We start from the raw sequence: 12660 nt of genomic DNA, 5'->3' as shown, positions 1-12660 counted from the left end.
TCACTCCTGCGGCACAGCGACCGATTCCCCCACCCGCTTCGCATCGAGCTGGCTACCACCCTGCGTCAGAGACACCGCGACCACCGCGTTCCCCGCATCCCGCCGGAACACGAACTGCGCGCCGATGCCGGTCACGGCAAACCGGTCGTTGCCGGTGGGCGTGAGCGCGTTGTAGCCGCGCCCGGTCTCGCGCACCAGCAGCTTGCCGCTGCGCACGGTGAAGCTCAGCGACTTGGCCTTCGTCACGCGGAACTCGCCCTTGTAGTCTTCCAGCCGCTTCGGATCGACCGGCACCTCCACCGTCGGCACCGGGTAGCGGCTCTTGCCGATGGCCAGCATCACGGGCTGCATCGGCGCGCGTGCGTTGCTGCTGAGCACGATCATCGCTTCGCCGGTGTCGGGCGCGAGCAGCCATAGCGTGCGGTAGCCCTCGGTGACGCCTGCGTGCCAGTAGGTGCGCCGGCCGCCTTCGGGGCCGCGCACCATCACTGCGTAGCCGATATCGGCGCCCTCGTAGCGCGCCAGCGGCGTAAGCATGCGCGCGGCGGCCGGGCCGAGCGGACCGCTGGCGCCCGCGAGGATGGCGCGGCTGAAGGTCATCATGTCGGCGGCGGTGGAGCGCAGCGCGCTGGCCGGCGCGTAGGCCAGCATGTCGAAGAGCGGCTGGCGGCGGTCGCCGGCAAAGGCCGGGGCCATGCGCGAGGCCTTGTCGCCGAGCGAGATCACGGTGTCGTTCATGCCCAGCGGCTCGGTGATGCGCGCGCGCACCAGTTCGCCCCACGAGGTGTTGTAGTGCTCGGCCAGCAACTGGCCGAGCAACGCCATGCCGAAGTTGCTGTACGCGCCCTCGCACGGCGGTGCGGCGGCAGTGAGCTTGATGCGCGCGAGGGACGCCCAGAACATGGGCTTGTCGAAGGTGCGGAACTGCTCAGCGAGCGGCGCGCCGCCCGTTACGCCATCGGCCATCACGGGCATGCAGCCCGTATGCGTGACGAGCTGGCGCAGCGTGACCGAGGTCACGGCGGACGATAGGCCTTCGACCTTGCCGGCGAGCAGCTTGCCCACGGTGTCGTCGAGCTTGAGGTCGCCGCGCTCCACCGACTGCGCGAGCAGCAGGCCGGTGAAGACCTTGGTGACGGAGCCGATCTCGAACATCGGCTGCTCGGCACCGCCAGCCGCGATGGCGCGCGGCGACGACGGAGGCTCGGGGTTGTAGGCGGCGCCGTAGGACGCCTGGCCGTTGCGCAGCGTGCCCACCACCAGCGTGCCCCGCTCGGCACCGAGAGCGGCTTTGGCCAGCACCGTCGGGTCACTGGCGAGTGTCAGGGGCTGCTGAAGCTGTGCGGCGGCGTGGCCTGCCAGCAGCGGTGCGAGGAGCCAGGCCGCAAGCCAGGGGCGGTACAGGGCACGGGGCAAGAGCCGCATCGTCGGATTCCTCAGGCGTCGTCGAAGAGGCGTCATCGTGCCACGGCGGTGTAACACCGCGCGCGCCGCGACAATTGCCCGATGCGCGCACTGCTCACCACCTTCTCCTGGCAGGAACTCCGCCACCACCCCTGGCGCAACGCGGCGGCTGTGCTGGCCGTGATGTTGGGCGTGGCGTTGGCCTTCTCGGTGCAGTTGATCAATGCGTCGGCGCTCGACGAGTTCGCGAGCGCGGTGCGCTCTGTCAACGGCCAGCCCGACCTGGAAGTGCGCGCCGTGCAGGGCGGCTTCGACGAGGCCGTGTTCGAGCGGCTGGCCCGGCACCCGCAGGTGGCGCTGGCGAGCCCCGTGGTCGAGTTCCAGGGCTTGGCGCTGGCCGGCGAGCGCCAGGTGCCGATGCGCGTGATGGGCGTCGATGCGCTGGTGCTGCCGACCATCGCGCCCGCGCTGATGCCGCAGGCCGCGGTCGGTGCCGACCGCTTCTCGCTGTTCGCGCCGGGCCATGTGTTCCTCAACGCCGCGGCACGCAGCGCACTGGGCCTGCCGGCGGAAACGCCCGCCGGAACGACGGAGACGATGCAACTGCGCAGCGGCGACGCATGGCACAAGCTCGACGTGGCCGGCCATGTCGCCGCCAGCGGCACGGCGCTCGCGGTGATGGACATCGCGGCGGCACAAGAGCTGTTCGGCCAGATCGGCCGGCTCAGCCGCATCGACCTGCGGTTGGCGCCCGGCACGGACAGGGCCGCCTTCATGGCCTCGCTGCAGCAGTCGCCGGGCTGGCCAGCGGGCGTGCAGTTTGCCGAGCCCGGCGATGCGGCGCAGCGCGTGAGCAACCTGTCGCGCGCCTACCGCGTGAACCTGACGGTGCTGGCGCTTGTGGCGCTGTTCACGGGTGCGTTCCTGGTCTTCTCGGTGCTGGCACTCAGCGTGGCCAAGCGCGCGCAGCAGTTCGCGCTGCTCGGCGTGCTCGGCCTCACGCCGCGCGAACGGCTGCGGCTGGTGCTGGCCGAATCGCTGGTGCTGGGGCTGATCGGCAGCGCGGCGGGTCTCGCGCTGGGTACGGCGCTCGCGGCCTTTGCGTTGCGCGTTCTGGGCGGCGACCTCGGTGGCGGGTACTTCGAAGGCGTGGCGCCCACGCTGCACTGGAGCGCGGGCTCGGCGTTGCTGTACGGCGGACTGGGCGTGCTGGCCGCGCTGGTCGGCGGCTGGTGGCCCGCGCGCGCGGCACAGGCGCTGCCCGAAGCACAGACGCTCAAGGGCCTGGGCGCCGCGCCTACGCAGGGCAACGGCCACTGGCTGGCGCTGGGGCTGATCGCGCTGGGCGCGGTGCTGGCCAACGTGCCGGCCATCGGCGGCATTCCGGTGGCGGCATACCTGTCGGTGGGCTGCCTGCTGGTCGGAGGCATCACCGCCCTGCCCTGGCTGATCGCGCTGCTGTACGACCGAGTGGCGCCGATGTTCGCGCGACGCGTGCTGCCGATGCTGGCGGTGGAGCGCGCGCGCCGCATGCGCGGCACGGCCGCCGTGGCGGTCAGCGGCGTGGTGGCAAGCCTGAGCCTTGCCGTCGCACTCACGGTGATGGTCGCGAGCTTTCGCGATTCGGTGACGCACTGGCTCGACGTGGTGCTGCCGGCCGACCTGTACGTGCGCGCCACCTCGGGCGGACGCGGCAGCAACAGCGGCAACAGCAGCAGCACCGACACCGCGACTTTCTCGCCGGCCTTCGTGCAGTCGCTGGCGCAGCTGCCCGGCGTGGCACGCACGGGCACGCTGCGCACGCAATCGCTTCAGCTCGATGCAACACGGCCCACCGTGACGCTGATTGCGCGCAGCCTGGAAGGCGGGGCGACGCAGTCGTTGCCACTGGTGGGTGCCGCGCTGCCCGTGCCCGAGGGGCAGATCGGCATCTACGTGAGCGAGCCGATGGTGGAGCTGTATGGCGCAAAGCTGGGCACGGCCTTCACTCCGCTGTCGGATGCGATGGGCCTGCGGGCGGGTTCGAAGAAGGCGCAAACGTTCTTCGTGGCGGGCGTGTGGCGCGACTATGCGCGGCAGTTCGGCACAGTCACGATGGATGCGCGGGACTTCGAGCGCATCACCGGCGAGCGCAATGTGAGCGACGTGGCGTTGTGGCTTGCGCCCGGAGCGTCGGAAGGCGCGGTGCAGACCGCAGTGCGCACTCTGGCAGCACGCCAGGGCGGCTCATCCGCCGAGTCCGTCGAGATCGCATCGGTGGGGCAGATTCGCGCGACCTCGCTGCGCATCTTCGACCGCAGCTTCGCCGTCACCTACTGGCTGCAGGCGGTGGCCATCGCCATCGGGCTGTTCGGCATTGCCGCGAGCTTCAGCGCGCAGGTGCTGGCGCGGCGCAAGGAGTTCGGGCTGCTCGCGCACCTGGGCTTCACGCGAAGGCAGGTGCTGGCAGTGGTGGCCGGTGAAGGCGCCGCGTGGACCGCCATCGGCGCCGTGGCCGGATTGGGACTGGGGCTGGCCGTGTCCGTGGTGCTTGTGAAGGTCGTGAACCCGCAGAGCTTCCACTGGAGCATGGACCTGCTTGTGCCATGGGGCCGCCTGCTGGCACTGTGCGCGGCGGTGGTGGCCGCCGGCACGGTGACGGCCTGGATGGCGGGCCGGGCCGCCGCCGGCAAGGACGTGGTGCTGGCGGTGAAGGAAGACTGGTAGCGCCCTCGGCGTCTCAGCGCGCCGGCGTCAACTGGATCCTCTCCACCGTTTCCTTCTCGACAGCCCCCCGGCTGTAGACCAGCGGCACGTACTTGCCCTCGAGCCACAGCGGCGCAAGGTCACGGTAGTTCGGGCTCTCCGGGTTGCCCGACTGGCCCGGCGTGTTGATGACGCGCGAGGCGTCCCAGTTGCCCACGTCCAGCACCATGCGGAACGATGCGCCCGCCGTCAGCTTGTAGTCGCTGGCCCGGTAGGTGGCCGCCATCGGCGTGAAGGAAGAACCGGACATCGGCCAGTCGCCCACGTCGAGCTTCTTGCGCGTGGCGGCATCGACCACGCCGCCGAGCGGATGGCGGAACTCGGCGCGGTGCAGCGCGCCCCACTTCCAGGTCGCGGGGTCGGGGCCGAGCTTGGTGGTGAGCTCTTGCATCGCTACTGGCAGTGTCTTCAGCAGCAGTGCATCGCGCTGCTCGTTCGTGACCCAGCCGAAGGGGCTTTCGAGCAGCAGCACCATGCGCGTGTTGTCGCCGGGCGCGGCCAGCGCGGCGCCTGCATCGCCTGCGCCGGCCTTTAGCACGGCGGCACGCAGCGGCTTGCTGCTCCACACCTCGTACAGCGCGGCGGCTGCGCTGTCGCGGTCCATGGTGCCGTCCCAGCTTTGCAGCATGCGCAGCGCTGTTGCCGTTTGCGCGTCGTCACTGCGCAGGCCGGCCAGCAGCTTCAGCACGCGCTGCGCGGGCGTCGCGACGATGTCGTTCTGCATGCGCTCCGAGTCTTCGATGGAGAAGCGCGAACCCGCCGCCACCTTGGCCGCGAACAGTTCCTTGAGGCGTCGCGCACGCGCCGCGTCGCTCCACTCGTAGCCCACGCCCTTCTTCGCGGCGGGATGGTCGGGCGGAATGTTGTTCTCGTTGGCGGTCACCACATAGCCGCGCGCCGGGTTGAACTCCGAAGGCAGCTCGTCGCCGTTGCGGAAGCCCGACCATTCGTAGCGCCCGTCGCCGGGCACCGGCATCAGCCCGTCCCAGTTGGGCCGGATGGGCGTGAGGCCGCCGGGAATCCAGCCGACGTTGCCGCTGGTGTCCGCATAGACCTGGTTCTCGCCGGGCGCGCCCCAGCGGTTCATGGCCGCGCGGAACTGGTCCCAGTTGCGCGCGCGCATGTAGTCCATGGAACCGAAGTACGGCGCCATGCCGGGCTCCAGCCACGCCGCGCGCAAGGCATACGCACGCTGCTTGCCCGGCTCGGCCAGCAGCACCGGGCCGTGGCGCGTGAAGGTGTTGACCACCTCGCGCGGCGCGCTCTCGCCCTTGACCGCGATGCGTTCGGTGACGCGCACCATCGGCTCCCAGCGACCCTGGTAGCGGTACTCGTTGGCATTGCGCGGGTTGAGCTGGTACACGTACAGGTCTTCCTGGTCCATGTAGAAGCGCGTGAGGCCGAAGGCGATGGTGCCGTTGTGCCCGATCGACAGGCCCGGCAGGAAGGGCTCGCCCGCGCCGATGGCGTCCATGCCAGGTGCGCTCAGGTGCGTCATGTAGCGCAGGCTGGGCGCACCGTGGGCGCGGTGCGGGTCATTGGCCAGGATGGGACGGCCGGTAGACGTGAGCTTCGGCGAGATCACCCAGTTGTTGCTGCCGTAGGCGCCGGTCGGGTCGCCTTGCGAGGCCTGCAGTTGTTCTGCTTCGTCGCTGTCCGGCAGTTGGGCCACCGGTGACGCCAGCCGCGTGTTCGCCTTGGTGAACTGCGGCGACTCGGTTGCGCGCATGTAGGCCGCGCGCAGTTCGGCCGCAGGAATGGTGCACGGGTCGAGCCCTGGCGGTACGCGCGGGTTGATCGGCGGATCGAGCTCGCGGCGCAGCCAGTCGGCCTTGATGCCGGCGCCGCCCGCGCAGTAGGCTTTGGCGCGATCGATCTCCGACGTGAAGTTGAGCGTGAGGCCGTGATGCCGGATGCGCACCACGTCTTCGGGCGACCACGTGGCCGGCTGGTAGCCCAGCAGTGCGAACTCCGGCGGCAGCAACGAAGGCTGCGCGCGCACCTGCGCCACATACGCATTGACGCCGGCCGTGAAGGCCTCGGCCACGCGCTTGGCGTCGGAGCCGTAGGCCAGCCACTCGCGGTACATGTCGCCGCGGTAGAGCACGGCACGCGCGGCGCGGTCGTTCTCGACCCATGCGGGGCCGAAGTCCTTCGCCATTTCGCCGAGGCCGCGCTTGCGCCAGAGGTCCATTTGCCACAGGCGGTCGCGCGCGGCGATGAAGCCCTGCGCCACGAATGCGTCGTAGAGCGTGCCCGCATACAGATGCGGCACGCCCCAGCGGTCGACCAGCACCTCAGCCGGCTTCTCGAGGCCGGGCACGGCGAACGATGAGGAAGGACGCGTGGGCGTCTGCGAACCGGGAGGCCCCGACGCGCAACCCACAAGCACGAAAGCTGCGAGCGCAACAACGCCGAAGGAATGCCTTTGACCTAACGAGCGCCGCGATGCGGGGCGCAGGTTTGTTCTTTTCATGTGTCTCGTCTCCTGCCTTGTTGTAGATGGCAGGGCACAGTATCCCGATTTGCGCGCCTCATCGCACCTTGTGGGCGTTACAAGGCATGACTTGTAGACTGGCGCCGATATGCAGCAGCAAACACCTTCCACCTCCTCGTCCTACTGCAGCGGCTGGCTCGGCGGCGCAATCCGCCGCATCGAAGCCGACTACCAGCGCAGTGCCGACACGCACCTGATCCCGCTGCCCCTGCCCTCGCTCGCGGCGCACGGCATCGACATGTACCTGAAGGACGAATCGACGCACCCGACCGGCAGCCTCAAGCACCGGCTCGCACGTTCGCTCTTTCTCTATGCGCTGTGCAACGGATGGGTGCGCGAAGGCACGACCATCGTCGAGGCATCGAGCGGCTCGACGGCCGTGAGCGAGGCCTACTTCGCGCGGCTGCTGGGCCTGCCCTTCATCGCGGTGATGCCGCGCACCACCTCGCCCGAGAAGATCGCGCAGATCGCCTTCTACGGCGCGAGCTGCCACTTCGTCGACCATGCCGCGCAGGTGTACGAAGAAGCGCGTGCACTGGCCGAGCGCACCGGCGGCCACTACATGGACCAGTTCACGTATGCCGAGCGCGCGACCGACTGGCGCGGCAACAACAACATCGCCGAGAGCATGTTCCAGCAGATGTCGCGCGAGCGGCATCCGGTGCCGAAATGGATCGTGGTGGGCGCGGGCACGGGCGGCACCAGCGCAACCATCGGGCGCTACCTGCGCTATCGCTGCCACGACACGCAGGTGTGCGTGCCCGACCCCGAAGGCTCGGTGTTCTCGGCCTACCACCGCACGGGCGACGCCACGCTGACGGCCGCCGGCTCGCGCATCGAGGGCATCGGCCGGCCGCGCGTGGAGCCCAGCTTCATCCGCACGCTGGTCGACCGGATGATCGAAGTGCCGAACCTCGATTCGGTGGCGGCCATGCATGCGCTGTCGGCGCTGCTGGGCCGCAAGGTCGGGCCGTCGACGGGCACCAACTTCATCGGCATGCTGGCCGTGGCGCAGGAGATGCGCGCGGCCGGGCAGCAGGGTTCCATTCTTTCGCTGCTGTGCGATGCGGGCGAGCGCTACCTGCCGAGCTACCACGATGCGACCTGGGTGCAGAACGCCTTCGGCGACATCGGGCCGGCGCAGCAGCGCATCGATGCGCTGGTGGCGTCGTGATGTCTCCCATGCCACTGCTGTCGCGCCGCGGCCTGCTGCTGGCGGCGCTCGCGTCGGGTCCGCTGGCGGCATGGGCATTGCCCGAGCGCCGGCTGGAGTTTCCGCGCGACTTCGGCAGCCACCCTGATCTGCGCACCGAGTGGTGGTACATCACCGGCCATGCGAAGACGCCGGCGGGGCGCGAGTTCGGCTACCAGGTAACCTTCTTCCGCTCGCGCGTCGAGGCCACGCAGGGCATGCGCTCGGCCTTCGCGGCGAAGCACCTCGTGTTCGCGCACGCAGCCGTCACCGACCTCGAAGGCCGCGTGCTGCTGCATGACCAGCGCATCGCACGCGCGGGCTTCGGCGTAGCGGAGGCGAGCACGAGCGACACCGATGTGCGCATCCGCGACTGGTCGCTGGTGCGGGAAAAAGACGGCATCTACGTCGCGCGCATTCCGGCCGGCGAGTTCTCGCTCGACCTGCGCTTCACGCCCACGCAGCCGGTGCTGCTGCAAGGCAACGCAGGCCTCTCGCGCAAGGGCCCCGATGAATCGCAGGCGAGCTACTACTACAGCGAGCCGCAGCTCAAGGCGCAGGGCAAGCTCACGCTCAAGGGGCAGGCCTTCGACGTGGGCGGAACCGCGTGGCTCGACCACGAATGGAGCGAAGCGCTGATGCACCCCGAGGCCGTGGGCTGGGACTGGATCGGCATGAACCTCGATGACGGCAGCGCCCTCACCGCCTTCCACCTGCGGCGCAGCGACGGCAGCGCGCTGTGGGGCGGCGGCTCGTTCCGCCCGCGCGATGGCGTGGCTCGCACCTTCAAGAATGACGAGGTGCGCTTCGAGAGCCTCAAGACCTGGGACAGCCCGCGCACGCAGGCAAGGTACCCGACGCAATGGCGCGTACAGACGCCCTCCGGCAGCTTCGAGGTGCGCGCCCTGCTCGACGACCAGGAACTGGACAGCCGCGGCTCAACCGGCGGCGTGTATTGGGAAGGCGTAAGCGACCTGCTCGACGCCCAGGGGCGCCGTGTAGGCCGTGGCTACCTGGAAATGACCGGCTACGCCGCACCGCTGAAGCTGTAACCGTTGTAGCCGCGCACAAGCACTGACAACCAGCCGCCTCCCGCGTGCGTTGGGAATAATGTCCAGAACTCATCTGAAAACCAGAGGATCCCTACCATGAAGATTCGACTTGCCGTGCTGGCCGTGGCCGGCGCCCTTTCCATCCTTGCGAGCCCCCTTGCCGCCAACGCGCAGGTCTCGGTGAATATCAACGTGCCCGGGCTGGTGATGACGGCGCCGCCGCCGCCACGCTACGAACCCCTGCCACCGCCGCGCGGCGGCTTTGTCTGGGTGCCGGGCCGCTGGGCCTGGGACGGCCGTGCCTACGGATGGCGTCCGGGCGGCTGGCAGCCCGAGCGCGCGGGCTACGCCTATGCCCCTGGCCGCTGGGTCGAGGACCGCGGCGGCTGGCGCTGGACCGAAGGCGACTGGCGCCGGCGCGAGGCTTACCGTGAAGCGCGCCGTGAACGCGAATGGGAAGAAGAGCATCGCCGCCGCGACCATGATCGCGACTATCGGCGCGGCCATGACCACGATCGCGACCGCGGCGATTTCTGCCCGCCCGGCCAGGCGAAAAAAGGCAACTGCTGATGCAATGAAAAAAGGGAGCCGAGGCTCCCTTTTTCATTGCAGTTGCCTTGCTTGCTATTTGGCTCGTCGCCGCTCGATGAACGCAATGATCTCGCCCATGATCCCCTTGCGGAACGCCAGCACGCAGATCACGAAGATCAGGCCCGTGACCATGGTCACCGACTCGCCCAGCGTGTTGAACCAGTCGATCGTCGTGATGCGCGCCAGGAAGTTGCCGAGTTCGCCGATCTTGTTCTCCAGCAGCACCACCACCGCCGAGCCCACCAGCGGACCCGACAGCGTGCCTAGGCCGCCCACCAGCGTCATCAGGATGACCTGGCCCGAAGCGGTCCAGTGCACGTCCGACAACGTGGCGAAGCCCAGCACCAGCGTCTTGAGCGAACCGGCCAGGCCCGACAGCGCCGCGGAGATCACGAAGGCCAGCAGCTTGAAGCGGCTCACGTCGTAGCCCAGCGACAGCGCGCGCGGCTCGTTCTCCTTGATGCCCTTGAGCACCTGGCCGAAGGGCGAGTGGATGGTACGCACGATCAGCAGGAAGGCCGCGACCACGATGACCAGCGCGACGTAGTACATCGTGAGGTCGTTCGACAGATCGATCAGGCCGAACAGCTTGCCCCGCGGCACGCCCTGCAGGCCGTCTTCGCCGCCCGTGAACTTGGCCTGCAGCGCGACGAAGAACATCATCTGCGCGAGCGCCAGCGTGATCATCGCGAAGTAGATGCCCTGCCGGCGAATGGCCAGCACGCCGAAGAGCCAGCCGAGGAAAGCGCCAGTGAGCGTGCCCGCGATCAGGCCCAGTTCGGGCGTGAGGCCCCAGACCTTGATCGCATGGCCCGCAACGTACGCGGAGCCACCAAGGAAGGCCGCATGCCCGAACGACAGCAGGCCCGTGAAGCCCAGCAGCAGGTTGAAGGCCGCGGCGAACAGCGCGAAGCACATCAGCTTCATCACGAACACCGGGTAGGCGCCGAAGAATGGCGCCAGGAGCAGCGCGACCAGCAGCAAGGCGTAGACGACGGTGGAGATTTTTTTCATGTTCATGCCGTTCGCCTTATTTCTCTTTGCCGAACAGGCCGGCGGGGCGAATCAACAGCACGATGACCATGATCACGAACACAACCGTAGACGATGCCTCGGGATAGAAAACCTTGGTGAGCCCTTCGATCACACCGAGCCCGAGGCCCGTGAGGATGGCGCCCATGATGGAGCCCATCCCGCCGATCACCACCACGGCGAACACCACGATGATGAGGTTCTGCCCCATCAGCGGCGACACCTGCATCACCGGCGCGGCCAGCACGCCTGCGAAGGCCGCGAGCGCGCAGCCGAAGGCGTAGGTCAGCGTGATCATCAACGGCACATTGACGCCGAAGGCTTCCACGAGCCGCGGGTTCTCGGTGCCGGCGCGCAGGTAGGCACCCAGGCGCGTCTTCTCGATCACGTACCAGGTGGCGAAGCACACCACGAGCGAGGCAACGACCACCCAGGCGCGGTAGTTCGGCAGCACCATGAAGCCAAGGTCGGTGGCGCTCGACAGCGCATCGGGCGCGTCGTAGGGCAGCCCCGACACGCCGTAGATCGAGCGGAACACGCCCTCGATCAGCAGCGTGAGCCCCAGCGTGAGCAGCAGGCCGTAGAGGTGATCGAGCTTGTAGATCCAGCGCAGCAGCAGGCGCTCGATGAGCACGCCGAAGATGCCGATGACGACGGGCGCCGCGATCAGCATCACCCAGTAGTTGACGCCGAGGTACTCCATCGCCATCCACGTCAGGACGGCGCCGAGCATGAACAGCGCGCCATGTGCGAAGTTGATGACGTTCAGCAGGCCGAAGATCACCGCCAGCCCGAGGCTCAGGATGGCGTAGAAGGAGCCGTTGACCAGCCCCAGGAGGAGCTGGCTCAAAAGCGCGGGAAGGGAAATGGTCATAAGCGTTTCAACGAACCCGGGCGGCTGCGCGCCCGCGGGGGATCACTTCCAGAGGGCGCACTTGCTCTCGGCCTTCGTCGTGAAGACCTCTTCGCCCTTGAGCTTCTGGATTACCTTGTAGTAGTCCCACGGCTGCTTGGATTCGGCCGGCGACTTGACCTGCACCAGGTACATGTCGTGCACGAAGCGGCCGTCGGCGCGCACGGTGCCCTTTGCGTAGAAGTCGTCGATGGGCGTGGCCTTGATCGTCTCCATCACCTTGTCGGCATCGACCGTCTTGGCAGCCTGCACGGCCTTCAGGTAGGTCATGGTGGCCGAATAGTCGGCGGCCTGGATGTCGGTGGGCATGCGCTTGGTCTTCTCGAAGAAGCGCTTGCCGAAGGCGCGCGTCTTGTCGTCGAGGTTCCAGTCCCAGCTGGTGGTGAGCAGCAGGCCTTCTGTGTTCTTCAGGCCCAGGCTGTGCACGTCGGTCACGAACACCAGCAGGCCGACCATCTTCATGGTCTTGGTGATGCCGAATTCTTTGGCCGCCTTGATCGAGTTGATGGTGTCGCCGCCTGCATTGGCCAGCGCCAGCACCTGGGCCTTGGAGTTTTGCGCCTGCAGCAGGAACGAAGAGAAGTCGGAGGTGTTGAGCGGATGCTTCACGCTGCCCACCACCGTACCGCCCTTCTCTTTCACGACCTTGGAGGCATCGGCCTCCAGCGCCTGGCCGAAGGCGTAGTCGGCCGTGAGGAAATACCAGCTCTTGTCGCCGCGCGCAATCACCGCGCTGCCGGTGCCCTTGGCCAGCGCCACGGTGTCGTAGGCGTAGTGCACGGTGTAGGGGCTGCACTGCTCGTTGGTGAGCGCCGAGCTGCCCGCGCCGTTCACGACGAATACGCGCTTCTTCTCCTGCGCCACCTTGGCCATGGCCAGGGCGGTGCCCGAGCTGGTGCCGCCGAACAGCATCGTCAGGCCCTGCGTGTCGATCCATTCGCGAGCCTTGGAGGCTGCGATGTCGGCCTTGTTCTGGTGGTCGGCCTGCAGCAGCTCGATGGGCATGCCGTTGACCTTGCCGCCGAAGTCGTCGATGGCCATCTGGATCGCGAGGGCACCGTTCTTGCCCTCCACGTCCGCGTAGAGGCTCGACATGTCGGTGATGAAACCGATCTTGACCTTGTCCTGGGCCTGCGCGGCGCCAACGGCCATGAGGCAGGTAGCGGCGAGGCAGGCAGAGGCGATGAGCGTGCGTTTCATGGGATGGTTCTCTCGGTTGACTTCGGTGGAAGGG

At 68.3% G+C, this 12660-nt stretch carries 9 protein-coding genes; 4 read left to right on the top strand and 5 right to left on the bottom strand.

Annotation, left to right across the window (positions count from 1 at the left end; genetic code table 11):
* Positions 1-1425 (bottom strand): serine hydrolase domain-containing protein, encoded by a 1425-nt coding sequence (locus ACTG4X_RS13120; protein ID WP_440533966.1) that lies wholly within the window; start codon positions 1423-1425, stop codon positions 1-3.
* Between the two features lie 81 nt (positions 1426-1506).
* Here ACTG4X_RS13120 and ACTG4X_RS13115 point away from each other — a divergent pair, with 81 nt between their 5' ends.
* Positions 1507-4110: an FtsX-like permease family protein gene (locus ACTG4X_RS13115; protein ID WP_440533965.1), complete on the top strand. Its 2604-nt coding sequence runs from the start codon at positions 1507-1509 to the stop codon at positions 4108-4110.
* 13 nt (positions 4111-4123) lie between these two features.
* On the opposite strand, the gene ACTG4X_RS13110 is transcribed toward ACTG4X_RS13115, so the two are convergent.
* Positions 4124-6625 (bottom strand): penicillin acylase family protein, encoded by a 2502-nt coding sequence (locus ACTG4X_RS13110; RefSeq protein WP_440533964.1) that lies wholly within the window; start codon positions 6623-6625, stop codon positions 4124-4126.
* Between the two features lie 109 nt (positions 6626-6734).
* Between ACTG4X_RS13110 and ACTG4X_RS13105 the strand changes: the two genes are divergently transcribed.
* The 3 genes from ACTG4X_RS13105 to ACTG4X_RS13095 all read left to right on the top strand — a co-directional run bounded on the left by ACTG4X_RS13105 (position 6735) and on the right by ACTG4X_RS13095 (position 9460).
* A complete protein-coding gene (locus ACTG4X_RS13105) occupies positions 6735-7820 on the top strand; it encodes a PLP-dependent cysteine synthase family protein (RefSeq protein WP_093177625.1) in 1086 nt (361 codons plus the stop codon).
* A complete protein-coding gene (locus tag ACTG4X_RS13100; RefSeq protein WP_440533963.1) occupies positions 7820-8890 on the top strand; it encodes a lipocalin-like domain-containing protein in 1071 nt (356 codons plus the stop codon). Before ACTG4X_RS13105 ends, ACTG4X_RS13100 begins: the two co-directional genes overlap by 1 nt.
* Before the next feature lie 96 nt (positions 8891-8986).
* Complete coding sequence (locus tag ACTG4X_RS13095; protein WP_093079945.1) at positions 8987-9460, top strand: YXWGXW repeat-containing protein; 474 nt, start codon at positions 8987-8989, stop codon at positions 9458-9460.
* Positions 9461-9514: 54 nt separating this feature from the next.
* On the opposite strand, the gene ACTG4X_RS13090 is transcribed toward ACTG4X_RS13095, so the two are convergent.
* The 3 genes from ACTG4X_RS13090 to ACTG4X_RS13080 are packed head-to-tail and all read right to left on the bottom strand — an operon-like array spanning position 9515 to position 12626.
* The gene (locus ACTG4X_RS13090; RefSeq protein WP_176928912.1) at positions 9515-10501 is read right to left on the bottom strand and encodes a branched-chain amino acid ABC transporter permease; all 987 of its coding nucleotides are present in this window, start codon (positions 10499-10501) and stop codon (positions 9515-9517) included.
* 10 nt (positions 10502-10511) lie between these two features.
* The gene (locus ACTG4X_RS13085; RefSeq protein ID WP_093057828.1) at positions 10512-11387 is read right to left on the bottom strand and encodes a branched-chain amino acid ABC transporter permease; all 876 of its coding nucleotides are present in this window, start codon (positions 11385-11387) and stop codon (positions 10512-10514) included.
* Positions 11388-11429: 42 nt separating this feature from the next.
* Positions 11430-12626 (bottom strand): ABC transporter substrate-binding protein, encoded by a 1197-nt coding sequence (locus ACTG4X_RS13080; RefSeq protein ID WP_093057829.1) that lies wholly within the window; start codon positions 12624-12626, stop codon positions 11430-11432.
* Positions 12627-12660 lie beyond the last annotated feature (34 nt).

Origin of the sequence: Variovorax sp. YR566 (genome assembly GCF_051992195.1) — a bacterium.
Lineage (GTDB): Bacteria > Pseudomonadota > Gammaproteobacteria > Burkholderiales > Burkholderiaceae_C > Variovorax.
This window is presented reverse-complemented; position numbering and strand designations above follow the sequence as displayed.

Coding starts and splice junctions, on each gene's coding strand:
- ACTG4X_RS13110 (WP_440533964.1), bottom strand. CDS start 6,625: ATGAAAAGAACAAACCTGCGCCCCGCATCGCGGCGCTCGTTAGGTCAA.
- ACTG4X_RS13120 (WP_440533966.1), bottom strand. CDS start 1,425: ATGCGGCTCTTGCCCCGTGCCCTGTACCGCCCCTGGCTTGCGGCCTGG.
- ACTG4X_RS13090 (WP_176928912.1), bottom strand. CDS start 10,501: ATGAACATGAAAAAAATCTCCACCGTCGTCTACGCCTTGCTGCTGGTC.
- ACTG4X_RS13095 (WP_093079945.1), top strand. CDS start 8,987: ATGAAGATTCGACTTGCCGTGCTGGCCGTGGCCGGCGCCCTTTCCATC.
- ACTG4X_RS13100 (WP_440533963.1), top strand. CDS start 7,820: ATGTCTCCCATGCCACTGCTGTCGCGCCGCGGCCTGCTGCTGGCGGCG.
- ACTG4X_RS13115 (WP_440533965.1), top strand. CDS start 1,507: ATGCGCGCACTGCTCACCACCTTCTCCTGGCAGGAACTCCGCCACCAC.
- ACTG4X_RS13105 (WP_093177625.1), top strand. CDS start 6,735: ATGCAGCAGCAAACACCTTCCACCTCCTCGTCCTACTGCAGCGGCTGG.
- ACTG4X_RS13085 (WP_093057828.1), bottom strand. CDS start 11,387: ATGACCATTTCCCTTCCCGCGCTTTTGAGCCAGCTCCTCCTGGGGCTG.
- ACTG4X_RS13080 (WP_093057829.1), bottom strand. CDS start 12,626: ATGAAACGCACGCTCATCGCCTCTGCCTGCCTCGCCGCTACCTGCCTC.